This window comes from Myxococcales bacterium, from assembly GCA_016712525.1.
Classification (GTDB): Bacteria; Myxococcota_A; Polyangia; order Polyangiales; family Polyangiaceae; genus JAAFHV01.
Window position 1 is genome coordinate 723,809 of record JADJQX010000007.1, and the last position, 24,907, is coordinate 748,715.

17 protein-coding genes are annotated in these 24,907 nt (G+C 69.8%); 9 read left to right on the forward strand and 8 right to left on the reverse strand.

Annotation, left to right across the window (positions count from 1 at the left end; translation table 11 throughout):
- Positions 1–14 precede the first annotated feature (14 nt).
- Genes IPK71_20230 through IPK71_20240 form a run of 3 tightly spaced genes read left to right on the forward strand, consistent with a single transcriptional unit; the run spans position 15 to position 4,313 of the window.
- Entirely contained in the window at positions 15–1,529 is a 1,515-nt protein-coding gene (locus IPK71_20230; protein MBK8216063.1) for a hypothetical protein, read from the forward strand.
- A 48-nt stretch (positions 1,530–1,577) separates the two neighbouring features.
- Positions 1,578–3,362, forward strand: coding sequence for a class I SAM-dependent methyltransferase (locus IPK71_20235; GenBank protein ID MBK8216064.1), 1,785 nt, complete (start codon positions 1,578–1,580; stop codon positions 3,360–3,362).
- 45 nt (positions 3,363–3,407) lie between these two features.
- On the forward strand, positions 3,408–4,313 hold the full coding sequence (locus IPK71_20240) for a hypothetical protein (protein ID MBK8216065.1): 906 nt from the start codon (positions 3,408–3,410) through the stop codon (positions 4,311–4,313).
- Positions 4,314–4,325: 12 nt separating this feature from the next.
- Here IPK71_20240 and IPK71_20245 read toward each other — a convergent pair whose 3' ends face one another.
- Positions 4,326–5,777 (reverse strand): amino acid permease, encoded by a 1,452-nt coding sequence (locus IPK71_20245; protein ID MBK8216066.1) that lies wholly within the window; start codon positions 5,775–5,777, stop codon positions 4,326–4,328.
- Positions 5,778–5,844: 67 nt separating this feature from the next.
- On the opposite strand from IPK71_20245, the gene IPK71_20250 reads away from it, so the two are divergent.
- The 4 genes from IPK71_20250 (at position 5,845) to greB (ending at position 10,558) form a co-directional block, all read left to right on the forward strand.
- Positions 5,845–6,375 carry a hypothetical protein gene (locus tag IPK71_20250; GenBank protein ID MBK8216067.1) on the forward strand — a complete coding sequence of 177 codons (531 nt, stop codon included), beginning with the start codon at positions 5,845–5,847 and terminating at the stop codon, positions 6,373–6,375.
- Complete coding sequence (locus IPK71_20255) at positions 6,375–7,877, forward strand: hypothetical protein (protein MBK8216068.1); 1,503 nt, start codon at positions 6,375–6,377, stop codon at positions 7,875–7,877. The genes IPK71_20250 and IPK71_20255 overlap by 1 nt, the downstream gene beginning before the upstream one ends.
- A 1,242-nt stretch (positions 7,878–9,119) precedes the next feature.
- On the forward strand, positions 9,120–10,001 hold the full coding sequence (locus tag IPK71_20260; GenBank protein MBK8216069.1) for a hypothetical protein: 882 nt from the start codon (positions 9,120–9,122) through the stop codon (positions 9,999–10,001).
- A 2-nt stretch (positions 10,002–10,003) separates the two neighbouring features.
- On the forward strand, positions 10,004–10,558 hold the full coding sequence (gene greB, locus IPK71_20265) for a transcription elongation factor GreB (protein MBK8216070.1): 555 nt from the start codon (positions 10,004–10,006) through the stop codon (positions 10,556–10,558).
- A gap of 9 nt (positions 10,559–10,567) precedes the next feature.
- Here the strand turns inward: greB and IPK71_20270 are convergent, their stop codons facing one another.
- Together IPK71_20270 and IPK71_20275 are read right to left on the reverse strand one after the other, a co-directional pair.
- Complete coding sequence (locus tag IPK71_20270; GenBank protein MBK8216071.1) at positions 10,568–11,236, reverse strand: hypothetical protein; 669 nt, start codon at positions 11,234–11,236, stop codon at positions 10,568–10,570.
- A gap of 101 nt (positions 11,237–11,337) precedes the next feature.
- The gene (locus IPK71_20275; GenBank protein MBK8216072.1) at positions 11,338–13,725 is read right to left on the reverse strand and encodes a PQQ-binding-like beta-propeller repeat protein; all 2,388 of its coding nucleotides are present in this window, start codon (positions 13,723–13,725) and stop codon (positions 11,338–11,340) included.
- Positions 13,726–13,906: 181 nt separating this feature from the next.
- On the opposite strand from IPK71_20275, the gene IPK71_20280 reads away from it, so the two are divergent.
- Positions 13,907–15,319: a hypothetical protein gene (locus IPK71_20280; GenBank protein ID MBK8216073.1), complete on the forward strand. Its 1,413-nt coding sequence runs from the start codon at positions 13,907–13,909 to the stop codon at positions 15,317–15,319.
- 87 nt (positions 15,320–15,406) lie between these two features.
- Entirely contained in the window at positions 15,407–16,426 is a 1,020-nt protein-coding gene (locus IPK71_20285) for a sigma-70 family RNA polymerase sigma factor (protein ID MBK8216074.1), read from the forward strand.
- Positions 16,427–16,438: 12 nt separating this feature from the next.
- Here the strand turns inward: IPK71_20285 and IPK71_20290 are convergent, their stop codons facing one another.
- The 5 genes from IPK71_20290 to IPK71_20310 are packed head-to-tail and all read right to left on the reverse strand — an operon-like array spanning position 16,439 to position 24,799.
- Positions 16,439–17,623, reverse strand: a complete 1,185-nt coding sequence (locus IPK71_20290) for a sel1 repeat family protein (GenBank protein MBK8216075.1) — start codon at positions 17,621–17,623, stop codon at positions 16,439–16,441.
- Positions 17,601–20,120, reverse strand: coding sequence for a hypothetical protein (locus IPK71_20295; protein ID MBK8216076.1), 2,520 nt, complete (start codon positions 20,118–20,120; stop codon positions 17,601–17,603). The genes IPK71_20290 and IPK71_20295 overlap by 23 nt, the downstream gene beginning before the upstream one ends.
- 16 nt (positions 20,121–20,136) lie before the next feature.
- Positions 20,137–21,381, reverse strand: coding sequence for a hypothetical protein (locus IPK71_20300; GenBank protein ID MBK8216077.1), 1,245 nt, complete (start codon positions 21,379–21,381; stop codon positions 20,137–20,139).
- Positions 21,378–22,034 carry a hypothetical protein gene (locus IPK71_20305; GenBank protein ID MBK8216078.1) on the reverse strand — a complete coding sequence of 219 codons (657 nt, stop codon included), beginning with the start codon at positions 22,032–22,034 and terminating at the stop codon, positions 21,378–21,380. Before IPK71_20305 ends, IPK71_20300 begins: the two co-directional genes overlap by 4 nt.
- Positions 22,031–24,799 carry a virulence factor SrfB gene (locus tag IPK71_20310; protein MBK8216079.1) on the reverse strand — a complete coding sequence of 923 codons (2,769 nt, stop codon included), beginning with the start codon at positions 24,797–24,799 and terminating at the stop codon, positions 22,031–22,033. The genes IPK71_20305 and IPK71_20310 overlap by 4 nt, the downstream gene beginning before the upstream one ends.
- Positions 24,800–24,907: the final 108 nt, after the last annotated feature.

Consider the following 24,907-nt stretch of genomic DNA (forward strand, 5'->3'; position numbering starts at 1 on the left):
CGTGTGACGAAACGATGGCGACCTTGAACCTCACGTCCGAGAGCGCAGTCGCGCCCGAGGCCCTCGCGAGCGAGCCTTCTCCGCTCCGGGTCGGCGTGCACGACGCCTCGCGCGTGGAGTGGAGCGTGTCTCTCCCGCTCCCTACCGATCGCCGGCCCGTGAAGTTCGCGATCGAGGTTCGCCTCAAGGTGCCCGAGAACGCCTTCGTCGAGCACGCGCCGTGGAAGCAGCTGCAGCACTACACGAGGCTCGACGGCCCGCAGGCGGCGCTCGTCGGTGACGTGTGCTCGATCGACGAGCTTCGGCGGAACGTGCTGGCCTCGGCGAGCCGCGTCTCGCGCGAGAGCGACGCCTTCTCTCGGCACTGCCGGCTCGCCAGCGCGCTCTTTGCCACCGCGAGGACGACCGAGCTCGACGGCCAGCTCACGTCCTCGGTGGACGCCGCGGTGCAGGCCGTCGACGACGCCAGGGAGCGCCTCACGAGGCCCCAAGCCGGCGAGGCCGACGAGGTGGCCCGCGAGCGTCGGCTCGTCGACGAGTACCTGAGCGTGCGCCTGCTCGAGATGCTCGGGGCCGCGGAGCGCTCCCTCGGGGTGCTGTCGTCGTCGCGTTCGCCGCACGCCCCCGAGCTCGCCCCCGTCGTCGCTGCGGCCGAAGCACGCCTCGGCCAGGCCACGGCCGCCGAGTTCGAGCACCGCGCCGAGCGTGGCTACGTGAAGGCCGATCCGTCGAAGCCGAAGGCGCTCGAGACGTACCTCCACCGCACGAGCCAGCTGAAAAAACACTTCCAAGAGGTGCTCTTCCTCGACGCCGAGACGGTGCACGTCGTCGATCGGCTGTCGCACCTCGCGGCCGCCTTGGTCGCCGTGCTCGCCTCCACGTGGGCGTTCGGCTGGCAGCTCGCCCTGCTCGACCAGGGCCTCTCGGCGAAGGCGCGCTTCGGGTCGGGTCTCACCACGGTGGCGCTCGTGGCGGGCCTCATCTACGCCACGAAGGATCGCCTCAAAGAGGTCGGCCGGAACTTCCTCGCGAAGAAGCTCAACGACGTCTACGACGTCCAGCGCCTCACCCGGTTCCGCGCTCCGTCGAGGCGGCTCCGCGGGCGCGACGTGATCGTCTCGGCGAGCGAGTGTTTCAAGCAGTCGACAGAGCGGCTGCCCGATCCGCTGAACCCCGAGAGCGGCGCGAGCGTGCCGTTCTCGGTCATCGTCTACAAGAGCCGAGGCACCGTGCGTCCTCAGCGCGAGCTCTTGTCGTCCGGCGTGCGCCGGGTGAAGCACGTGTTCCGCTACGACCTGTCGCCGTTCTTCGGCCGCCTCGACGACGCGACCAAACCCGTGCCGGTGCTCTGCCCCGAGACCCGCAAGGTGCGCTTCATCGACGCCCCGAAGGCCTACCGCTTGCCTTTCGAGGTGCGCGTGACGTGCGGGGCGCGCACCACCGTCGAAGAGACGGTGCTCGTCGTCCACAAGCGGGGGCTCGACCGCGTGGAGCGAGCCGACGAGGACTTCGCGCCCCTCGAAGCGTGAGGTGAAAGCAGTACGCGATCGGCCCAGGCTCGGCTAGCGTCCGCGCCCGTGTCGAACCCCAAGGTTTTTCCCGATTTCGACGATAGGTGGATTCTGCACCTTTCGGACGACCTCGTCGTCGTCGACAAGCCCCCGGGCGTTCCGACGCAGGCCCCGAGCCCCGACGAGCCCGACGACCTCGTGGTTCGGCTCGGGAGATACCTCGACGAGCGCGGCCTCGGCACCTACCTCGGCGTCCACCAGCGCCTCGATCGGGACACGAGCGGCGTCATGGTGCTCACGAGGCGCAAGGAGGCGAACGCCGAGCTCTCGCGCCTCTTCGAGGGTCGCGGCGTCGAGAAGGCGTACGTGGCGCTCGCGCGCGCGGGTCTCGGCAAGCGCACGCTCTCCGACGAGCTCGACAAGGGGGAAGGCGGCACGATGATCGTGGTCGGGCGCGGGCGCGGAAAGCTCGCCGTCACCCACGTGAACGAGAAACAGGGGGCCGCTGGGCGCGCGCGCTACGACCTACGGCTCGAGACGGGGAGGACTCACCAGGCGAGGGCTCAGCTGGCCCACGCCCGGGCCCCCATCGCCGGGGACCGGCTCTACGCAGGGCCCTTGGCGCCCCGGCTCATGCTCCACGCTGCGACGCTCGTCTTGCCCCTCCCGGGCGCAGCTCCCCTCCGGTTCTCGGCGCCCCTCCCGCGCGCGTTCGAGCGCTGGCTTCGGCGAGGGCACATGGGGCGCGCCGTCTACGACGACGGCGAGGCCTTGGCGGACGCGCTCGAGGTGGCGAAAAACCTTCGATTTTCGCTCGGTCGGAGCGAGTCGACCACGTGCTTTCGCCTGGTCAACGAGGGGGGCGACGCGCTCCCGCACCTCGCCGTCGACGTGTACGGCGAGCACGCCGTCGTCCAGCTCTACGACGACGGCGAGGGCCTATGGGAGGAGCGGAGCCGCGTCGATCGCGTGCTCGACGCCGTGAGCCAGATGGGCTTCGCCGGCGTCTACCTGAAGAACCGACCCCGCCAAGCGAACGTGCTCGTCGACACCCGTCGCGACGAGCTCGCCCCCAAGGTAGCCTCGCGGGGCGCCGACGCCGCGGATCCGCTCGTCGTGCTCGAGGAGGGAGTGCCGTTCGCCGTGCGGCTCGGCGACGGGCTCTCGACGGGCATCTTCCTCGATCAGCGCAGGAATCGCCGCCTCCTCCGCGCGACCGCCGAGGGCGCTCGTGTGCTGAACCTCTTCTCGTACACGTGCGGGTTCAGCATCGCGGCGGCGCTCGGCGGCGCCAAGGAGACCGTGAGCGTCGATGCGTCCCTCGCCGCGCTCGAGCGGGGGCGCGAAGGTCTCCGTCTCGCGTCCGCCCCACCTGAGGGGCAGCACAAGCTCGTCGGGGACGACGCGTTCTCCTACCTCGAGCGGGCGAAGAAGCGAGGGGAGGTCTTCGACGTGGTCGTGCTCGACCCACCGAGCTACTCGACGTCGAAGAAGCGCCGCTTCGTCGCGGAGCAACACTACGGAGAGCTCGCGGAGAAGGCGCTCTCGGTGCTCGCTCCGGGGGGCAGGCTCTTCGCGTCGACGAACCATCGTGGGATCTCACGGGCCAAGCTCCGGCGCATGCTGTTCGCCGCGGCAGAAGCGGCCGCGCGGCCCGTCGCGCAGATCAAAGACCTCCCGCACGGGAGCGATCACCCGCCCGAGCCCGGGGCCGAGCCCAACATGAAGGCCATGCTCGTCACGCTCGCGCGCCCGGGCGAGGCCGTGAAAACGGCGCCTCCCAAGTCTCCGAAAACAATCGGAAATCGGGCCCGTGGTGGGCGCCCCGAAAAAAAGCGGCGGCCCGTGTAAGGCTGGGGCTCCGCCGCCGTTCGGCCATCACCACGGAGGATGACGATGCGGAAGCACAGCGCCTGGGTTCTTGCGATTCTGACGATGTTGACGGGCTGTGGCGGCGGCGCGGGCTACGGCTCACGCCCCCCGAGCGAGGCCCCCTCGAGCGCGAAGTCTCCCTCGTACGCCGCGGAGGCCTCGGCCGACGGTCCCTCCGGCGCCGCTCCCTCCGCGCCCCCCGCGCCCGCCGAATTCGGTGGCGCACGCGCTTCGGCGGACCGCCCGTCGCAGCCGTCGCCCCAGAGCCGCCCCGGCCTCGGCACCGAGTGGGGAGAGGCGCGAAGGTCCGAGGTGCGCGACGTCGCCTTCGTCCGCTCCGATGCGTCCCGCCCGTTCGCCCTCGCGACCATTCACTACAACGACCGCGCCGGTGTCGACGCGCTCATCTCGCTCGACGAGCGCCGTGGGCGCACCTTCCGCGAGGTCCCCGCGGGCAACGGCATGATCTCGGTGTCCATCCGCGACGGGTCCGGGGATCCCCTCGAGGCGGTGCGGTTCGGCGAGCGAACCTACGTCATCGGCCAGGCCGGGGAGCGCTACACGATCGTGCTCCAGAACCGCACGGGTCACCGGTTCGAGGCGGTCGGGACGGTGGACGGGCTCGACGTCGTGAACGGCCAGCCGGGCTCGCTCGACCATCGTGGGTACGTGCTCAACCCGCATGCGACCCTGGAAATCGAAGGGTTTCGACAGAGCGCGACGCAGGTCGCGACCTTCCGCTTCGGGCGCGTCGCCGACTCGTACGCCGCCCAGACCGGGACCGCCCGCAACGTCGGGGTCATCGGCGTGGCGTTCTTCTCGGAGCGCGGGGACTCGTTCTCCGACGATCGCGACACCCGACTCCGCGACACCGCGAACCCGTTCCCCGCCTCGGATCCGCGCTTCGCCAAGCCGCCGCCCGGGAGGTGAGCGCGGCTCCGATCAGGCCCGAGGGGGCTCGAGGTCCGCGAGGCGCACCTTCGGTCCGCGGAAGGTGTGCCGCACGCGCACGAGCCAGACCGCGGTCAAGAGCGCCGCGACCGCGAGCAGCACGCCGCCCGCGGTCACGTTCGGCGGGAGCGACGCCACCACGATCACGAAGGCGCAGTAGACGCTTGCCCCGAACGCGATGGGCACGCTCGCTCGGCCGAGGTGGAACGGCCCACGCTTCGTGAGCGCTCCGCGGGCGCGTGCGTAACCCGAGAGGGCGACGGGGAGCCCGTAGCTCACGTAGAGCCCCATCGTGGCCACCTGCACCGAGAACGCGAACACGCGGGTATGAAGCGCGGACGAGACGAGCACGAACAGGAGGGAGACGCCTGCCGAGGTCACGATCGCCCCGATGGGCGTCATTCGTGCGGAAACCTTCGAAATGAATGATGAAAATGGTACTCCGCCGTCCCTCGCGAAGGCGTAGAGGGTGCGCGACGCGCTCGTGAGGCTCGAGAGCCCGCAGAACCACATGGCGACGAGGGCGACCCCCATCCCGAGCGCCCCTCCGGAAGGCCCGAGCGCGCCCCGCAGCACGAAGAGGGCGGCGTGATCGTCGGCGCGCGCGCCGGGCAGATCCCGGATGGAGAGCGTGAGGGTCGCGGCCAAGAGGTAGCCGAAGACGGCGCTCACGATCACGGCGGACAGGATCCCGAGCGGGGAGCGGCGCGCGGGGTCGTGCGTCTCCTCGGCGACGTGGGCGGACGCGTCGTAGCCGGTGAATGTGAAGAAGCTCAGGATGAGCGCGTTGGCGAAGCCTGTGGGCTCGTTTCCGTCGTCTCGGTTCGTGCCGCCCTCAAGGAGGAACGAGACCGGCCGCAGCTCGGCGAAGGCGAAGAGCGCGCCGACGATCAGGACCGCGCCCGCGATGTGGACCACGGCCGAGAGGTCGTTCAGCTTGGCGACCGCGCGCGTCGAAGCGACGTTGATCGCCGCGTGGAGGGCGAGCGTGGCGACGAAGAGGGGCAGGGGAGGGAGCCCGAGGAGCGCGCCGAGCTCACGCGCGAAGCCGAGGTCGATGGCCGCGACGATCGCGAACTGCCCCACGAGGTTCATCTGCGCCGTGAGGAAGCCCGGGAACGGCCCCCCGAGGAGCGAGGCCCAGTGGTAGAGCGCGCCGGCCGTCGGGAACGCGCTCGAGAGCTCGGCGAGCGCGAGGGCCACGATCAACGTGCCGACCGAGGCGAGCGGCCATCCGAGCCCGAGCCCCCGCGGACCGCCGGGACCCAAGGCGTCACCGAAGGTCGTCAGGATCCCCGTGAGGATGCTGATGATCGAAAACGACAGGGCGAACGTGGAGAAACCGCCCATGGCGCGGAGCAGCTCCTGCCCGTATCCGAGCTTCGCGAGCTCGGCGTCGTCGGTCGTTCCCTCGGAGGGCGTGCCGCCTGGCCCCTCGGACATGCTCGAGAGCGTACGGGCCCGGCCGAAAGAGGTGGCAACTTTCCGACAATGTCGCTTTATTCGCGGCGTGGCCGACGAAAAAGCCCCCGCGAAGAAGCCGAACGCGCCGAAGCCGCCCCTCGCTGCCCCGAAGAAGGGCGACGGCGTGGCCAAGCTCGTCGGGTGGGTGCGCGTCGTGACCCTCGCGTCGGGCCTCTTGCTGTCGGTGCTCGGCCTGTCGGCGGCCATGGGCGTCGTGACCGACATCCTCGCGCTCCGCGCCGTCGTCGCCCTCGTCGTGGTCGTGGGCGTCCCGTTGTTCGTCGCCGACAAAATCCTCGCGAAAATGAAGGGCCCGAGCGACAAGCTCGGCGTCGTGCTCGACGTGACCGCGGCGTTCTGGATGGTGCTCGCGTGGGTGTTCGTCGGCGCGTTCCCGAAGCTCCTCGTGGCCGAGGGCGATCGCCAGACCCGGGCCGGTTCGGTCACCTTCGCGAAGGTCGCTTACTATCTCGGAGGCGTCACCCCGACGTTCCGTGAAGAGCGCTCGCTCGTCCCGCCCGCCGCCCCGTCGAGCGGCTCGTCGGCGGACGCTGCCGCCCCGAAAGGCACCCCGTGATGCGTCGCGCCGTCCCGCTCCTCCTCGGTGGCTCGCTCATCGGCCTCGTGGCCCTCACGATCGCTCGATCGAAGCCTGGGCACGAGGCACCGCTCGTCGTGATCCAGGACGAAGGCAAAGCCGACGCGGCGGCCGACGCGGCTCCTTCGTCGGATGCGAGCGGCCCCGTCGTCGACGCGTCCGTCGTGGCCGTCGCGAGCGATGCGGGCGACGCGGCTCCCCCGCCGGCGGCGCTGAGGGTGCTCGACCGACCGCTGCGTGTCACGACGCTCGGGAACGTGCTCGCCGCGCCGGCCACCGTGTTCAAAGAGGCAACGGACGGCGCGCGGGACGCGGGGGGAGATACGCGCCCGTCGCTCGAGCTCGAGCTCACCACGGTGACGACGCCGCAGAAGCTCGAGGCTCGCCTCATTCACGGGGGCGCCGACGCCGACGGGGCCGACGTGGTGATCCTCTCGCTCCCGGACCTCGTGGCGTCCTCCGAGCGCCTCCGCGCGCTCGAGCCCCAGGCGTTCCTCGTCGTCGGTTTCTCCCAAGGCACCGAGCGCGTCGTCCCGCTCGCGGGGACACCACGGGTTCCCCCGGCCGGCGCCGACGTGACCCTCGTGCTTCCCCCGGGAGATCGTCGCGCATCGCGGGCGTTCGTCGCGCTCTTCGGCCTCGAGGCCGTCGGCGTCGCCCACGGCAAGGTGCGTGTCGTCGAGAGTGACGAAAAACCAAAGAGTCCTGCGTATTTGGCGAATACGTTCTTCGAGCGAGTCGACGGCGAAGCGCTCTTGTCGACGGTCGAGGCTCCTGGGCTCGTGCCGTACGTGGCCGTGGCGACGCGAGGCTTCCTCTCGACGAAGGAGCCCGCGGCGCGCGCGTTCGCCGACGGGTGGCTCCTCGCGCTCCAGCGCGTCTACGCCGACGCAGGGCTCGCCGCGCGGCGGGTGGTGGGCAAGGAGGGGGTCGTGTTCTCCGCCGCCTCCGAGGGGGGCGCCGACCTTCCCACCGTGGTCGACCATCTCGGGCGCCTCTCCAAGGTGTCGCTCGGCGACGAGTCTCGGTACTTCGGGCTTCCGGCGAAGGAGGGGCGCCGCGGTCCGCTCTCCGCCCTCGCGTCCACCGTGGTCGAGGTCTTCGGCGAAGCAGGGCTCGTCGCGACTCCTCCCACGTGGGACATCGTCGAGCCGAAGATCGTCGCGGAGCTCGCGAAGTCCACACCTCCGGCCCAAGAGCGCCTCGAGTGCGCGCGCGCCAAGAAGGCCCCGATCGTCGTGCGCCGCGAGGCCGAGAAGGGGTTCGACGAGGCGACCTTCCAGAAGAAGCTCGAGGCAACGGCCTTCGCGTTCGAGGGCTGCGCCCTGCGCGTGAGCTTGCGCGGCGGCGAGAAGCCATCCCAAGCGTTCGTCGAGGCCACCCGCGCGAAGCTCGGCCTGTCCGAGTCGAAGCTCGTCTTCGGGAAGGCGCCCGCGCAAGGGGCCGCCGCCCTCGTCGAGGCCGTGCCCCCCACGCCGTGACACGCGCGGCCTTCGGCCAACATTGGCGGAAAGCGCCTTGACATCACGGCCCTAAACGATTCGTCTCTCGCGCCCATGGCGACCAAGACGGCGGGGCATCCGCGCGGCCTCTACATCCTCTTCTTCACCGAGATGTGGGAGCGCTTCAGCTACTACGGCATGCGCGCGTTGCTCGTGCCCTACATGGTCTCGGCGGCCTTCGGCTACCAGCCCAAAGAGGCCTCGGGTGTGTACAAGTGGTACACGAGCCTCGTGTACCTCGCGCCGCTCGCGGGAGGGCTCGTCGCCGACCGGTTCCTCGGTCTCCGCAACGCGGTGCTCATCGGCGCCGTGCTCATGGCGATCGGCCACTTCTTGATGGCGTTCCCGTCGCACACGCTCTTTTTCCTCGCGCTCGGGTTCCTCATCTTCGGCAACGGCTTCTTCAAGCCGAACATCTCGACGATGGTCGGCAAGATGTACACGCCCGACGACGAGCGCCGCGATCGCGCGTTCACGATCTTCTACATGGGCATCAACATCGGCGCCTTTTTGTCGAGCATCGTGTGCCCGCTGCTCCAAGAGAAGGTCGGCTTCCACTACGGGTTCGGCGCGGCCGGCATCGGCATGCTCGTCGGGTTGCTCGTGTTCGCGTTCGGGCAGAAGCGGGTCGTCGCGGACGTCGAGGCGGTGGGCAACACGACCGGCACCGCCAGGGACAAGAAGGCGAAAGAGGCCGAGCCCAAGGAGGGTGAGACCGGCTACCGAGAGAGCGCGAAGGAAGAGCCCGAGCAGGGCGACGCCGAAAAACCGGGGGCCACGGGCATCGCGGCGCTCGTCGGCAAGATCTACCCGTTCGTCATGCTTGGCGCGGGGCCGACGATCGTCACGGTGTACGTGCTCAAGGTGCTACGCGGCGAAGCGAAGCCGATCGTGCTCATCATGCCCATCGCTTTCGGCGCGATCTTCATCGCGATGGGCCTCCTCCTCATGAGGCTGCGTGGCGCTCAGAAGGACAAGAGCGTCTCGATCTTCATCATGTTCCTCTTCCCGGTGCTCTTTTGGATGGCCTTCGAGCAGGCGGGAAACGCGCTGAACCTCTGGGCGGTCGACCACACCGACCGCGTGCTCGGCGGGTGGGAGTACCCGGCCGGCTGGTGGCAGTCGGCGAACGCGCTCATGATCTTCGTCTTGGCGCCGCTCTTCGCGCTCATGTGGAGCGCGCTCGCGAAGCGGGGAAAAGAGCCGTCGACGCCGGGCAAGATGTTCTTCGCGATGGTGATGATGGTGGTCTCGTTCGTCGTCATGGTCGTCGGTTCGGCGTCCGAGAGCGCGACGGAGTCGAGGGTTCCGCTCGCGAAGGCTCCCGCGATCGATCTGTCGACGATGGCCGCTGGCCGGCTCGGGTACGACGCGTCGAAGCACGAGCTGACGATGCGCGGGGTCATGCCCGACTTTGCTGCGCGTGACGTCATCGAGAAGACGTCGGACCCGAAGGTCCTCGAGGGGCTCAAGGCCTTCGGCGACGCCTCGGACAAGGCGACCGCTTCGGCGCCCGTCGACAAGGAGCTCGAGGTCGAGCGCTTCGTGTTCACGACCGAGGCCTCCGACCTGAAGGAGCTCGGGCTCGCCGCTCCGGTCACGACGGGCGCGACGACGACCTGGAAGGGCGAGAAGCTCACCCTCACCCTCACGTCGCCCGAGGGCCAGAAGCCGAAGCTCGCCCTCCACGCGACCGTCGGGCTCGAGGCTCAAGCCAAGACGGCGATCCTCGAGGCCGCGCTCGAGCCCGAATGGAAGAAGGCGCTCCGTGAGCTCGAGAAGGCGAGCCGGAAGGCCCGCGTGTCGGGGACGTGGCTCTTCTTGAGCTACCTCTTCGCCACGCTCGGGGAGCTCTGCCTCTCGCCCGTGGGGCTCTCGATGGTGACGAAGCTCGCCCCCGCGCGCTTCGCGTCGCTCTTCATGGGCGTGTGGCTCCTCTCGAGCTCGGTGGCCCAGTACGTGGGTGGCTCGATCGGCGAGTCGTGGGGGCAGATCGCTCCGTCGGCCTACTTCACGATCTTCGTGGGGACGAGCATCGGAGGCATCGTGCTGGTGCTCCTCTTCATGCAGCCGCTGAAGAAGCTCATGCACGAAGTGAAGTAGCCGTGTCGAAGGCGTTCACGAAAGAGAGCGACGGCGACGACGACGATGAGCTCGAGGCGGAGGAGGCTCGCCCGAAGGGGCCTCAGTACGTCACGCGCGCCGGTTACGAGCGCCTCCGCGCCGAGCTCGAGGCGCTCTGGCACGGGGAGCGCCCCAAGGTCACGGCGGACGTCCAGGCGGCGGCGGCGCAGGGGGACAGGTCCGAGAACGCCGAGTACATCTACGGGAAGAAGCGGCTCCGCGAGATCGACCGAAGGATCCGTTTCCTCTCGAAACGACTCGACATTTTGAAGATCGTCGAGCCGAGCCCGGAGCAAGCGGGCAAGGTGTACTTCGGCGCTTGGGTGACCATCGAGGACGAGGACGGGATCGAGGCGACCTACAGGATCGTCGGCGCCGACGAGATCGACCTCGCGAAGCGCCACATCAGCGTCGCCTCCCCCGTCGCCAAGGCGCTGCTCGGGAAGACCGTGGGGGACAGCACCACGGTCGTGCGGCCGAAGGGGCCCGTCGAGGTGACGGTGATCGCCATCACGTACACCGAGCCGACCCGATAGGCCTCGCGGCTACTTGCACGTGTACGCCTCGGTCGATTCGGGGATGCAGATCCGGAACCCGTAGGGCCCGGGCATGCACGCGAACGCGCCCGGGCAGTCCGACGGGCGCTCGCAGGCCTGGCCGCAAATGTACGGGTTCGAGGGGGGGCCGAACGCGTCGCACCGGCCACCCTCGCACTCGAGGCCGGCGCGCGCGTCGTGCGTGGCCGTGCAGCACGCGCCGAGCTTCTTGTCGCCGCGGCGAAAGTCGGCCGCGGGGACGCACGTGAGGGCTCCCTTGGGCACGCAGACCTTCTCGCGGGGCGGGCCTTGGCAGGAGAACTCTCCGGCCGTGTCGAGGCAGCCGTCGTCGTCGCCGCAGGTGTCGATGCACATGCCGCTCTCGCAGCGCCGCGAGCGGCAGTCTTTCGCGTCCGCGCAGCAGTAGCCGTTCGGGAGGGCTCCGAACGGTCCCGCCCCGTAGGTCGGCCCCGGCGTGGTGACGGCGTTGCCGCCCTCGGGCGAGATGGGGAGCGAGGGAGAAGGCGATGGGGTGGGGGAGCCGGTCGTCGTCGATGCGCTGGGCGAGGGGCCCGGATCGTCGGAGAGCGAGCCCTCGCGTAGGCTCGTGCAGGCGACGAGCCCCGCCGTCGCGACGAGCATCAAGGGAGCGAGGAGGGTGGGCGAGCGACGAACCATGCGACCATGGGACGGACGCGGTCACCCACCATTCACCCTAAGGTGCGCATCTTGCGTAACCGTTGGAGGATACTAGGGATTTTCGATGAGGTTTTAGGCTCTCACCGCACGAGGGAGAGCCGAGCGCCCGCGGAGAACGCGGCGAGGTGCCCGCTCTCTTCGGCCACGTAGACGTCGCACTTCTCGTCCACGCGGAGGAGGTCCGGAATGGCGTCGCAGGGGCCCACGACCCCGAGCTTGTGCCCGTCTTGCGGCCGGAACACGTGCACGTCGACGTGGGGGACGAAGAGGGCGCCCGAGCGGAGCACGGGCTCGAGGCGGCGAGGGGTGTCCGACTCGTGGGTGCGACCGAGCGCGTGGCGGTAGCGCACCTCCCCCGTGTCGCCGGCGACGCCGAGGAGCTCTCCTTCTGGGGTGTTGCCGACGAGGAGATCGTCCACCGCGAGCCAGGAGGTCCCCACCGGGGCGACCGCGGTCCGGGTGTCGAACATCACCTCGGCGGTTTGGCGATCGAGCCCGAGCAAGCGGAGCCCGTCGCGTTCGCGGAGGGCGAGGACGACGCTCGTGTTCGTCACGAGCGGACCGCCCTCGACCGTCACCGCGCCGCTCAGCGTGCGCTGCGCGCGGACCTCGCCCGAGAACGGACACACGATCGACAGGACGCCCGCGCCATGGGCGGCGCCCGACACCGCGTAGAGATCGTGGGTGTCGATCGTGGGGGCGGTCCGGAAGCGCAGGCGGTCTCTCCGCCGCCACACGACCGCGCCCGTCGCGACGTCGAGCGCCGTCAGCGCCGTGTCCCCGGTCGCGACGTAGAGGAGCTTCCCCGAGCGCTTCAGGCGGAGGGTGCCGGCGTTCTTGCCCCAGGCGTAGCGCCAACGCGGCTCGCCCGAGAGGAGATCGAGCGCGACGAGGTGCCGCTCGCCCTCGGTCACGACGAGGAGCCGCGGGAGCCCCGGGGCGCTGACGACGCAGCCCGCTTGCGGCCCCGAGGTGCGCGGCGCGACCCACGTGCGAAGGGAGACCTCGCCGTTGCCGAAATCGTGGACGCTGACCTCACCGTCGGGGGCGACGCGCGCGATGCCCGCCGGGGTGACGACGGAGGTCGCGCGGCCCGCGGCCGTCTTCCAGAGGATTTCTCCCGTGGCGCGGTCGAGGCACGCCATCTCCAGCGCCGACGCGACGATCATGCGGTCTCCGCACAAGAAGGTCGCGCGGAGGTCGATGCCGGGGACCACCGCCCGCCACTTGGGCGTGTAGCGGAGCCTCGAAGGGGGCTGCGGCTCGGGGCGCGTCGTGAGGGCGCCGACGGCGAAGGCACGGTACGACTCGGGCGAAGGGTTCACGAAGGAGTCGGCCTTCTTCGCCTCGTGGAGAGTCTCTTCGGTCTCGCGCAGCTGCCTGCGGAACGCGGAGAGCCGCAAATTCTCGCCCTGGGAGCGATCGCGGCGCAGGAGGGCGCGGACGAGCGAGCGACCGAACGCGAGCGTCGCCTCGACGACGTCGACGAGGCCGAGCGACGGAAATGTGTAGAGTGCACGTTCTCCCGCGCGCTCGAGCTTCGACGAGCCCATGACGAGCGCGACGTTCTCGTTCTCGGTGACGGCTCCCTCGACGCGCACGCCGAGGAGGAGGCCGCCGGCGGCCGAACGCACGTGGAAGTCCTGACCGCGTTCGCGGGCCGAAAGGGCCCCCTTCGCGAGCTCGAGCAGGCGCTCCGCCACGAGGAAGGGCGCGGCGTCCCCGAGCTCGACCGCGCGCCCTCGAATCTCGGCGCGCATGCGTCCGCGGAAGAGGAGAGCGTGGAGGTCGGCGCGCTCGACACGCGACTCGCTCGTGCTCGAACCGTCGCCCCGTCCGCCACCCCGAGGAGCCGCGTCGCGGTCCTGGGCGCGCAGGAAGAACTCGGCGGAGAAGGAGATCGGCGCGTCCTTGTCGAGCTCGACGACGACGTTCTCCGTTCGCGGAAGGGCGATCTCGACCCCAGCGCCACGGTCCTCGGCGCCCTCGAGGAGCGTGCTCACCGTCGCGAGCTCGGCGCGCCGCGACGGCTGCGCGGTGGGGCTCGAGGCGGACCTCGCGAGCGCCTCGACGACGCTCTGCCTCACCTCGTCGAACACGACGGGACGCTCGTGCACCAGCACCTTCGGCTCGCTCCCGGCACGGTACACCGAGAGGAGCGCCGTCTTCCCGAACCGCTCGACGGCGAGCTCCCACGACTCGTCGTAGAATCGGACGATGGCCTTGCCGCGCGGGCCGCCGAGGAGGGTCGCGAGCGCGGAGCCCAGGTCGCGGAGCACACACGTCGCGTGGCGTTCGTCGACGGTCGCCGTGACGTTCGTCCCTTGGATGAAGATGTCGAGCACCTCACGCGGCGGAACGCGCGCCTCGGAGCGCCTCTTCGCGGCGTCGCGCGAGGGCTCGGGCTCGATCCCGACCATGGCGGGGGACCTTGGGGTCGTGTCGACGAAGATCTCGAAGCTTTTCATGCTCGGTTCGGCTCTCCACGAGAGGGCGCAGGTAGCGGGGGGGAACGACGGGGCCCATGGTAGGAAGAGGGGCATCGATGGACGTAGTTTTCGGCGCAGGATGACGAGGATTGGACAAGCCGCGGGCGCGCTGATAGCGGCCCGCCACACGGCCGTTTTTGCGGTTTTTGGCGGCATTTTCGTGGCCTTTGCCGCGTCGGTCATGTGGGGTTTCACGGTCGACGACGCGCTCATCTCCGTGCGCTACGCGCGGCACCTCGCCGACCTCGGCGCCTACCGGTTCGACGCACGTGGCCCTGCGACCGACGGGGTCACGCCGCTCCCGTGGCCCTTCGTCCTCGCGGCGCTCGCTCGGCACGTGCCCGCGTGGGACGTGCTCGTACGTGCCAAGGCGCTCGGCCTCGCCTGCGGCGCGCTCGGCGGTGCGGCCGCGGGGGCTGCGATCGGCCGGGGTGGAGGCTCTCGGAGCACCAAGGCGCTCGCGCTCGTCGGCCTCGCGGCGTCGCTCCCTTTGGCCGCGCACACCGTGAGCGGCATGGAGACGGCGCTCGCCACGCTGCTCGTGACGTTGGGCGCCACGCGGTCCACACGGCTCCCGTCCGCGGCGCTCTTGGGGCTCGCGGCCTCCCTCCGACCCGAGCTTTTGCCGTTCGTGCTCGTCTTGGCCGCGCTCGGCTTTCGAGCGGCGCCGGGGCGTCGTTACGAGGATGCCGTCGCGATGCTCCTCGCGGCCACCCCGTTCGTGTTGTGTGCCGCGGCCCGGGCCCTCGTGTTCGGGAGCTTCGTTCCCCTCTCGGTCTCCGCCAAGCCGAGCGACGCTACGCACGGTCTCGTGTACCTCGGCGCGGGGCTCGTGGTGTCGGTCGGTCCGCTCGCCGTGCTCGCTCCCGTCGCGATCGTCCGCGGGCTAGGATCGACCTCGAAAGAACGACGGCTCGCCGCGGCGTCGGGTATCGCGGTCTTCGTCCACCTCGTCGTGATCGTCGCGGTCGGTGGGGACTGGATGCCGTACGCTCGCCTCTTCGTCCCGATCGTCCCTGTCGCGCTCGTCGCCGCGGCCGAGCTCGGAGGCTCTTCCCGCGGCGGTGCGCTCCGCATCCTCTTCGCCGCGGCCCTCGGCGTCGCCATGTTCGTCGCCCGCGGTCCGACCGGCCGCCAGGTCATGCACGACCGCCTCGCGCTGGTCGAGGCGGCACGTCCGGCGCTGCGTGCCACGAAGGCGATCGCGGCGCTCGACATCGGCTGGGTGTCCGCGGCCACCGAGGCGCCCATCGTCGACCTCGCTGGCCTCACGGACCCGGAGATCGCGGCCCTCCGCGGCGGGCACACGTCGAAGGCGGTTGCTCCTCGAGTGCTCCTCGATCGGGACGTCGACGAGCTGCTCGTCTACACGACGTCGCTCGCGGCGTCCCCGCCCGAAGGGGCGAGGGTCGAGACGCTGCCCGGGGTTCGGGGGGTCGAGGCTCGGCTGCTCGGCTCCGAGCTCGTCCGGACCCGGTTTCGGGTGGTCGGGGTGCTGCCGCTCGGGGCGGCCGGGGCGGGCTACGTGCGCCTCAAGAGGGGTATCTATGTTCCCGAAAGTACTGAGGAATAGAGAAATCGACACACGTGTGGTCACACTCTCCGGCGTACGCGCGACGACCCACCGATGCGAATGCGTGCGATGCTCTCCCCGAGCCCCATGGATGCCGCCTCGAAAGACCGCTCCCGTCATCCCCTCGAGGACTCGCGGTTTCGGGAGGCCCTCGCGCGCATGGTCCGAAGGCGTGTCCCCGAGAGCGACGCCGAGGACATCGTCCAGTCGGCCATCGCGGAGGCGTTCGCGTCCGGCAAGAGCGCCGACGACCCGGACGGCCTCCGTCGGTGGGTGTGGGGGGTGGCGCGGCACAAGGTGGTCGACCACTTTCGGCGCCGTCGACGCATGGCCGACGAGCTCCCCGACGTGGCCGACGACCGCGAAAAGCCCGCCTACGACGAGCTCGACCTCCTCCGTTGGGCGAAGCGGGAGCTCCCGGCCGGCGAGAACGCCGAAGAGACGCTGCAATGGATGCTTCGCGAGGCGGACGGAGAGACGCTCGAGACCATCGCCGAGGAGTCGAACGTCCCCGCGCCGCGCGTGAGGAAGCGGGTGAGCCGCCTCCGCGAGTACTTCCGCGAGCGATGGTCGGGGCAGACGGCCGCGCTCGTGGCGCTCGGGATCGTCGCCGCGTTGCTCGCCCTCTACGCGCTGGGGCGCAAGAAGGACGACATCGCCAAAGACGTGCCCCCCGCGCCGAGCGTGCGCGCGCCGCTCCCGCAGGAAGTGGCCGAGCAGAAGCGCCGCGAGGCGTTCGAGAAGTGCGACGCAGGAGAGCTGCGGCCGTGCCTCGACCTGCTCGACGAGGCGAAGGGGCTCGACCCGAAGGGCGATCTCTCCGAGGCCGTTCAGCGTGCGCGGAAGGCCGCGGAGGACAAGCTCGCGCCGCCGCCCGTGCCGGAGCCCGTGCCGACCTCCAAGATGGCGCCGCCGACCAAGGCGAAGGGAGATCCGACGGCCGTCCCGACGCCGCCCCCCCCGGCCCCCTCGGGCTCGTTCGGGCCGAGCAACGTGCAGAAGCCGTCGGCGCCCTTCGGGAAGAAGGGGGCCTCGCCCAAGGGTGGCTTCCCCTCGGACGACGTCAAGAGCGACTCCCTCGGCTCCGGCGGAAGCAGCTCGAAGTGAGCCTTCGGGCGGCTACTTCCCCTGGCGCCGAGGCACCTTCGACACGATCGGATCGCCACCTTTGGCTCCGCCCAGGAGCCCCTGAAGGAGCAGGCTCGTGAGGAAGGCCGCGCCGGCGAACGCGATGGCTTGGGAGAGCCGAGCATCGCCGATGGCGAGCTTGCCGGTCCCGTAGAGCACCCAGCCGGCGCCGAAGCCGAGCGCCGCAACGACCGCGCTGCGCACGACCGTCACGGCCTTGTACACGAGGAGCTGCGGGAGCAGCGAGATCGCCCCGAAGAGAATGGGGAACACGAGCTCGATACGGGCGCCCACGACGGGGATGGGCTTGCCGTGGGCGACGAGCTCGCGGGCCCCCGCTTCGGCTGCGAACGCCGCGCCGAACGCCGTCGCGGTGAAGAGCAAGGCGTAGAGGAAGGCGCCTGCGCCTGCGCGCGCCGTGACCTTGGACGGGAGCTTCGCGTCCTTCTCGAGGGTCGCGAGCTTCGCCTTCGTGGCGTCGTCCTCGCTCGCGGGCCGCGGCGCTCCGAGCGGTGCGGACGTGTCCTCGGGCTTCGCGGCGCCCTGTGTCGGGCTTCGCGGCGCAGCGGCCTCCTGTGGGCTTTGCAGGCTCCCTCCGCGCAGGCGCGCGCGTTTCCTCGCCGCGGTGAGCTCGTCCGGATCGGCGCTCGGTACCGCCGCGAGGAGCTCGGTGTGGCGGGTCGAACCGAGCGCGGCGAGGGCCCGTGTCGCCTCGGTCGAGCCCATCGAGTGCTCGATCTTCGCGGCCCTCGCCGCGCTCCGGTACCACACGTCGGCCTTCTCCCCGTCTTTGGCGAAGTGGAGACCCAAATCGTAGAAGTTACCGAGAGTTACCTTGGCATCGACGTGCCCCGCGTCGGCCGCGCGTCGGAGGCGTGACGCGGCCTCTTTGAGGTCTTTCGTGGTGCCGGTGCCGGTCATGCAGAAGAGCGCTGCGGCGAAGTCGGACTCCGCGTGCCCGGCGTCGCCCGCCGCGCGGTACGCCTCGAACGCCACCTTCATGTCCTTCGTTCGTCCGTGGGAGCCCGCGCGCGCGGCTCGGGCGAGCGCGACGAGGCCTTCGACGTCGCCCGCGGACGAGAGCGCCTCCACCGTGGCGCGCGAGAGGTCGAGGAGCTCGTCCTCGTCCTCGTCGCTCGTGCCGGTCTCGACCTCAGCGTCCGGCTTCGTGGACATTCGTGCCTTCCACGGTCTTCAGGATGCGTACGAGGGCCGCCGTATCGGCGCCGTCGACGTCGGTGCTGCTCTTCGCCCCGCCCGAGCGGAGGTAGAACTCGCCCAGACCGGTGGCCCAGGTGTCGAAATACTTTCGGCCGGCGAAGACGATCGCGACGCTCCCGGCGCGCTCGGTCTTGGGCGCGTCGTCGAAGTCGACGTCGCCCCAGTCGATCGTCTCGGCGGTCTCTCGGGTCGCCTCTTCCGCGAACGAGAGCTTCACCGGGAGCTCCGGCGTCGTCCGCGGGCGCTCGACCCCGAGGGTGAGCAAGAAGTCGCAGACCTTCACCTCGACGATCGCCGCGACCAGCGCGGTGTCGACCTGCGTGCGAGAAAAATAGGGAAAAATGGCCGTCCCGAGGATGGGAAGGAGCAGCCTCGACGTGAACACTTGGCGGAGGAACGTCTCGAGCTGCGCCTGGGGGAGCTCGAGGCGGGTCGTTCGGAGGCTCTCGCTCGCGCGCCTTTGCCAGAACTTGAGGACGTGGACGAGCACCTTCTTGACCTTGTCGCTCGCCTTGATGCTCATGGCGGAGACCTCGGAGACGACCGCACGCACCTCGCGCTCCAGGTCGCCGATGGGCACCGTCAAGAGGGCCAAGAGCTCGCCGAACACCGCGCCGCTGCAGCGTTTGCCCATCTCGCGCTCGATGGCCGCGACGAGCACCTTGGCCTCTTCGCGTAGGCGCGCGCGTGCCTCTTCCTCGTCGCGGGAGGGGGTGAGCGACACGAGCACGCTTCGGAGCTCGTTCTTCAGGCTCTCGGCCTCCTCGAGGAGCTCGCGCTTCTTCACGTCGTCGGTGAGCTTCTGGCGCATGCGGGCGGCGAGCAAGGGTACGCCGCTCTTCGGCATCCCGCTCTGCGGGTCGGAGCCCTCGACCGCGTTCCACTTCTCCTCCGGGTCGCGGATGAACCTCGAGACCGCCCGCGAGGCGAAGTAGCCGTCCTTCACCACCTCGTAGTCGGGATCTCCGGGTTTCAGCGTCAGCATCTGATCCGCGTACGGGTTCCGGATCCAATAGAGGTTGTCGAACGCGCGGCCCTTTTGGCCGAAGGCGTGCACCCACGACGACTGCCCGCGGGACCAGAAGTCCATGCAGGCCTCCTGCACGCGTGAGTCCCAGCGGTCCTTGGCGTTGTCGCTCCGGAGCGCGCCGAGCGACATGTCGAACTTGGTGAGCGCCAAGAAGAGGCTCGGGGACTCGATCTCCGTCGCGGACGTGGGCGTGGGCGCGCCGTATCGAATCTCGAGCCAACGCTCGACCTGGCTCTGGAGCTGGATGGCCTCGGGCTTCGTGGGGCCGGGCGAGCAGAGCACGAGCGCCGTGATCTCGCGGTCGTGCGCGTACTGCTCGAAGAGGAAGGTGAGCTTCCCACGTTTGTACACCTCGATCGCGTGCTCGAGGCGGCCCGTGTTGAGCTCGTCGGGCCCGAAGCCGTTGATGCCCTTCAGCGCCCTTCCGCCGGGAAAGTCGAGGATATCGGCGCAATCGAGGAGGGAGCCCGGCACCGGGCGCAGGCCGAGGCGCACCTCGGCGACGAGCGCCGCCAGCACGGCCGCCTCGATGGTGACCTCGCGCCGCGCCTCCTGCGCGTAGACCGAGATTTGGCCCGACGACGGTTGTCCGATCGCGTTCAAGCACGAGGCGTCGAGCAGGCTCGAGGCGTCGCTCGCGGCGCGCACGTGCGCGATCTGGAGCTCGACGTTCTCGGAGTGGGACAGGGCCTCGAGGCCGGCGAGGAGGCGGGCCGCCAGCGCGTCCATGTCCTTTGCGTACCCCGGGCCTCCCCAGAGGAGCGAGTAGACGAAGAGCCACCCTCCGAGGGTGCGCACGTCCTTCTTCCAGGCCCCGTCGCGGAGCGCGACGTGCCGACGGAGCTCGTTCAAGTAGGGGTGCTTGTCTTGGTACTTCTTCGTGAGGCCGTGAAACGCCGTGTCCCATGCGTCCGCGAAATGCGGTCCGACCGGCGTTCCCCCTTGCTGCCGCGCCGCGAGCAGCGTGCGATCGATGCGCTCGAGATCGATCGGTGGCGCCGTGCACTCGACGAGGAAGCCGGTCGCCAAGGACTCGACCATCACGTCCAGCGTGAGGAGCCTGCAGTGGAAGTCCCCGCGCGCGAGGTCGGGGGCGCGCCCGGTCGAGAAGCGCGTGACGACGCCCGTCGACTCGACGCCTTTGGCCGGGTTGATCTCCCTCAAAAAATCGAGCTCGCGGTCGCGCGAGAGCACCTTCAAGCTGCCGAGCTCGTGAGACAGAAGGGCCCCCACGAGGAACGACTTGCCCGCCTGCGACGGGCCGAAGAGCCCGACGGCCTGAGGGCGACCCCAAGCGCGCCTTAGCCGGCGCATGCGGAGCGAGAGATCGCGCAGCACGGTGGCTTCGGTGGACGATTCGCGGCCGCTCACGTGGGAGAGCGCGTCGCGGATGCACGTGTCGAGGGTCTCGATGCCGTTCACTTGACTGCTCCGGAAGTCAATGCGGGTGCCACTCCCCGTCGTCGCTTTGGTACTCGACCTCGACGCCGTCGAACGACTCTCCCTTGTGGAGATAGACGTCGAAGCGCTTGCCGGCCTCTTCCGTTCGCGAAACACGGTCCTCGCCGTGGACGATGCGCCACGCCACGGCCTGTGGGTGGTCGTGCCGCCTGTGCGGACCTGTCTGCGAGCCGCCGCTCGGTCCCGGCGACACGGTGATCTTCACCGTACCGCCGCCGCCACCGCCACCGCCGCCACCGCCGCCGCCCTTCACGGTGACCTTTCCGCCCTTGAAGGAGGCGTCGTCGTCGAACCCGGTCTTTCCTTTGGGTTTCTTGCCGCCGTCGGGGCCCGCGTCCTTTCCGCCGTCCTTTCCGCCGTCCGAGGCGTCGGCGGAGGCGTCTCCCGCATCGCTCGCGTCGGCGGAGGCGTCCCCCGCGTCCTTCGCCGCGTCGGCCATGGCGTCGGTGCTGGCCTCGAGGGTGTTCGCGTCGGTGCTGGCCTCGAGGGCGTTCGCGTCGGTGCTGGCCTCGAGGGCGTTCGCGTCGGCGCCGGCGTCGGCGTTCTTTTCGTCGTTGCAGGTCTTGAGGAGCGCGAGCAGGGCGAGCAGCACGAGCAAGAATCCGAGCGCGGCGAGCACGTACACCCACGCTGGGCGCTTTTCGCCCTCGTCGCGCTTCGGCTCGTCGGCCTTCTTCGTGTCCTCGGTCGGCTTGTCGCCCGCTTTCTCGGCGCCCGCTCCGGCGGCGGTCGGTGCGCTCGCACCCGCGGCCGCCGCGCCAAAGACCTTGCCGAAATCCGCGTACCCAAAAAGAAATTCCTTCTGTCCGGCGAGCGTGCGGGGCGTCGCGCCCCAGTTGATCACGTACAGCCTGCGGTCCGTCGGCGAGTAGAAGTAGTTCTCGACGCCCTCGGCCTCGAGCGACGGGACCGTGAGCGCTTCGCGGTACCGGTAGTACCCGCTGTCCTCTTTCGCGAAGGCCTTGGCGGCCCGTTCCAGGCAGGCTCGGAGCTCTCCCACGGCGGCCTCGCACTCGGCCGGGTGCTTCGCGCGCGCCTCCGAGAGGGGCACGAGGCCCGCGAGGTTCCAGCGGACGGTCGAGGGGAGGCTCTCCGAGCCTTCGGTCTCGGGCACGAGCAGGCGGCCCCCGAAGAACTTCTCTTCGTTGAGGTCGGGCGCGAGCTTCCAGATCGAGACGCCCCCGACGAGGTTCGGGAGCCAGGTCGTGTCTTTGTCGCTCACGTACGCACCTGCGCCTTCATACGAACCATTCCTGTTGCCGAGACCCTCACGAGGAAGCTCCCGCGAGAGACGATGCGCGAGCCATGGGGATCGCTGCCTCGCTCCCTTTCGTGGAGCTGCGAGTCGAACACGGAGACGTGGTCGGTCGCCTCGAGCTTCACGCGTTCGAGCTCGGTACCGAGCAAGGCCGCGAGGAGGGGAGATGCTCGGGCCACGAGATCTCTCTCGAGGCCGGCCGCCGCGGCGAACGCGTAGTACGTGCGGCTCGTCTCGTAGCCGACTCGGATTTTCGCCTCTTCGTCGAGATCCGCACGAAAATACAGGTTTAGCGCGTTCGAGAGGACGAACGCGGCCTCTCTCGCGCGCGGGTTCTTCTGGGACGTCACGTGCTCGGCCATGGCGCCGAGCAAGAGGCGCAGCGGGAAGGATTTGTCCGTCGGTCGGGCCCCGAGGATGCCCTCGTCGAGGATGTCGGAGAGCGTCACACGGGAGAGCACGTCGGCCTCGGCGCCGCCCGGAGCCGGGGCGGCGGGAGCGCTCGGGCTCGGTGTCGGCGTGGTGAGCCCTGCGAGGTCGCGGCGGAGCTCTCGCTCGCGCGACACGAGGGCCGCCTCGAGGTGCCCGAGGATCGTCCGAACGATCGGATCGCTCACGTGTACCTCGCGCGGTCGGCGAAGACGCCCGTGTCGGTCCAGTAGCGGTCTTGGGCGATGGTCTTCAGGGCGAGGTAGAAGTCGGTCGGCTCGAACGCGTAGGCGCCCCGCTGGGACGTGACCTTCGCGATGGTGATTTGCCCGGCGTCCCCGCGCGAAAACTCGAGCAGCACGCGGTCCTCGAGGAGGGCGGCCTCGACCTCGGGGCTCTGGGGGCGCACCTCGAAGATCGGGATACCGTCCATCTCCTGGGAGGCCACGTTGCGGAAGCCGATGCGCATCCCGTTCGTGTACGCGAAGGCCTTGCTGCGCGCCTTTTGACCCGTTTGGGACCCTTCGGGGAAGAGCTCGTTCTCTTTTGCGATGTGGGGCTCGTTGTCTTGGTAGAGGCCGAAGATCGGGGTCTCTTTGGCGTCCTCGATGGTGTCGATGAGGAACCCCGGGAGCATGTTCCGGCTCGCGAGGTGGAGGATCGCGGCGCCGGCCGCGACGGTCGACTTCGGGTCCTTGATGGTGCCCTGATCTTTCCATTTCGACGGGTACCACTCGCCGACGCGGAAGCTCGCCATCGTCTTGATGCGAGGGGGGGAGACGGGCATCTCGGCGACGAAGAGGTCGCGCACGCACGCGAGGCGCGCCGAGCGACCCGCGAGCACCACGAGGTCGACGTCGAACTGGGCGAGGATGTCCGCGTAACGCCGCATCGGCTCCCGAAGCACACGCACGATGGTCTTTTCGACGACGTCGCGGTCGAGGCGCAGAAAGAGGTTCGTGAGCCCCGGGAAGCCCGGCACCGTCTTGCCGAGGAACGCGTCGGCCTCGGCGAGCACGAAGGGCGATGGCGCCGGCATCCCGAAGGCCTCGAGCACCTCCGGCACGAAGTACGCGCGTTCGGCCGAGAAGCCCTCGGGGGTCCGCCCCTCGGCGAGCGCCCAGAGGCACCGCGCGAGTGGCATCCACAGGTAGGGCACGAGCTTGCCTCGCAGTGTCTTCCACGACGAGCCATGGCCCGCGTCGCCCTCGCCGAAGAGGTGGACCATCTTCGCCCGAGCGTCGTGAGAGGGGAGCTGCGCGAGCACCTGGTCGAAGATCACGTCGGCTACGATCGCTCGGCAAATCTCGTCGCCTGCGACGTTTATCCCGTCTTGGAAGAGCTTCGTGATCCGGAGGGCCGTGCCGGCGCCGGGGAGCTTGTCCTCGTACTCGGCCACCATGACGTCGCTCGTCCCGCCGCCGATGTCGATCGAGGCGATGCGGAGGTGGCCGGCCTTTCGCCCGTAGATCTGGACGAGCTCCTCCATGCTCCCCGAGAAGGTCTGCGTCGCCTCTTGGTAGACGTAGACCATCTGCGCCGCGAGGGCCTCGTCGGTGAAGAGGAACGGCTCGAACGCGCCCTCGGCGGTCACGTTCGGACGGTGCTCGGGTGGGATGCCGAGGAGGTGGCAGGCCAGGATGACCGCGTTCCTCACGAGCGTGTCGTAGACGGAGCGCTCTTCCTTCCGCATCGCCGACGGGTAGGTGAGCACGAGCGAGCGGAGGACCCGCGGGTTCGCCTCTTTGCCCTGGAACTTCCGGTACCCGGGCGAGCCGACCTGCGCGTAGGCCTGGCACAGGATCTCGACGATCGCGAAGAGCATCATGGTGCGCGGCGCGTACCGGGGGTCGACGGGGGTCTGAGGACCGTCCTCGCGGAGATAAAGTCCCCCCGACTCTTCCGGGATGTACTTCAGGAGCTTGCCGAAGATCGTCCGGTACTCGTCCCCCTTTCGATCGGCGAAAAACCAGAGATCTTCCGTCGGGCGGTGATCCCAGAGGTAACGCTTGGGGCCCGAGATCGAGCAGGCGTACCTGTGGGGCGTCTCGAGGGCGCGGTCGAGGGCCTCGCGGCCGAGGCGCGCGATCGAGGGCCACCCGAAGCCGTCGCCCGTCGCGACCGTGGAGACCGCCCGATCGAACGGGCTCGGGAGGAAGGTCACGCGGGAGTCGAAGCACTCTTCGTCGACCGAGAAGGGGCTCCCGAGGTTCCGCATCACGAGGGGCAGCGCGAACATGCCGCGGTCGCGCGCCTCTACGAGCAGCGCCGACGACCGCGAGTTGCCGAAGTCGAGCACGAGCGAGACCGGGAGGGGCACGCGGTTCGAGACGCTCGTGAAGTGGAGCTTCGGCAGGCGCGGCGCGAGCACGTCGAGCAGGGCAGCGAGCTTGAAGAGCGGTTTGTCGATGCCGGTTCGTTCGAGGCGGCGGACGAAATCGCGGGCCTCGGGGAGGTCCAGAAATCCAGCGATTTCGGTGCGATCGAGGGGGCGGAACGGTCGCCCCTCGTCGAGGGTGGCGTCGAGCGCGCGCCCTCGCGAGCCTTGGCGTTCGAGCGTGTCGACGGCCAAGATACCGCGCACGGAGGAGCCCTCCTGGGAGAGGAAGATCTGGACCGCGAACGGACAGGAGAGCTGCGTAGGGACGGGGAGCCATCGCGCCTGGAGATCGGAGAGTGCGTCGTGCGACGACACCTCGACGTCCGGGTCCTCGCCGGGCTGGGCCCTTCGAATGGACCACGCCTCGGTCCCCGGTGTGGTCTGCGGGGCCTGCATACGCACGAACCCGGCGACCACGTCGGGCAGCCCAGCCGGGAACGCGACCTCGTGGAAGACGATGCCTCCGTTGAAAAAGAGCTCGACCACCTCGGTGCTCGGCGCGGCGTCCACCGCCGCCCCACCCGATGCACGACCTTCACTCTCTCCGTCGAGGGAGACCTTGCGCCTTACCATCGTGTTCGGCTCGAAAGGCTACCACGAGAGCCCGGCGTGCCTCGTGGATTCGGGCCCTTCGGGTGCAGCCCGAAAACCACGCGAAACCGGCACGGTGTGCGGAGGTCG

Coding starts and splice junctions, on each gene's coding strand:
- IPK71_20230 (MBK8216063.1), top strand. CDS start 15: ATGGCGACCTTGAACCTCACGTCCGAGAGCGCAGTCGCGCCCGAGGCC.
- IPK71_20240 (MBK8216065.1), top strand. CDS start 3,408: ATGCGGAAGCACAGCGCCTGGGTTCTTGCGATTCTGACGATGTTGACG.
- IPK71_20245 (MBK8216066.1), bottom strand. CDS start 5,777: ATGTCCGAGGGGCCAGGCGGCACGCCCTCCGAGGGAACGACCGACGAC.
- IPK71_20255 (MBK8216068.1), top strand. CDS start 6,375: ATGCGTCGCGCCGTCCCGCTCCTCCTCGGTGGCTCGCTCATCGGCCTC.
- IPK71_20260 (MBK8216069.1), top strand. CDS start 9,120: ATGTTCTTCGCGATGGTGATGATGGTGGTCTCGTTCGTCGTCATGGTC.
- IPK71_20270 (MBK8216071.1), bottom strand. CDS start 11,236: ATGGTTCGTCGCTCGCCCACCCTCCTCGCTCCCTTGATGCTCGTCGCG.
- IPK71_20275 (MBK8216072.1), bottom strand. CDS start 13,725: ATGAAAAGCTTCGAGATCTTCGTCGACACGACCCCAAGGTCCCCCGCC.
- IPK71_20285 (MBK8216074.1), top strand. CDS start 15,407: ATGGATGCCGCCTCGAAAGACCGCTCCCGTCATCCCCTCGAGGACTCG.
- IPK71_20290 (MBK8216075.1), bottom strand. CDS start 17,623: ATGTCCACGAAGCCGGACGCTGAGGTCGAGACCGGCACGAGCGACGAG.
- IPK71_20310 (MBK8216079.1), bottom strand. CDS start 24,799: ATGGTAAGGCGCAAGGTCTCCCTCGACGGAGAGAGTGAAGGTCGTGCA.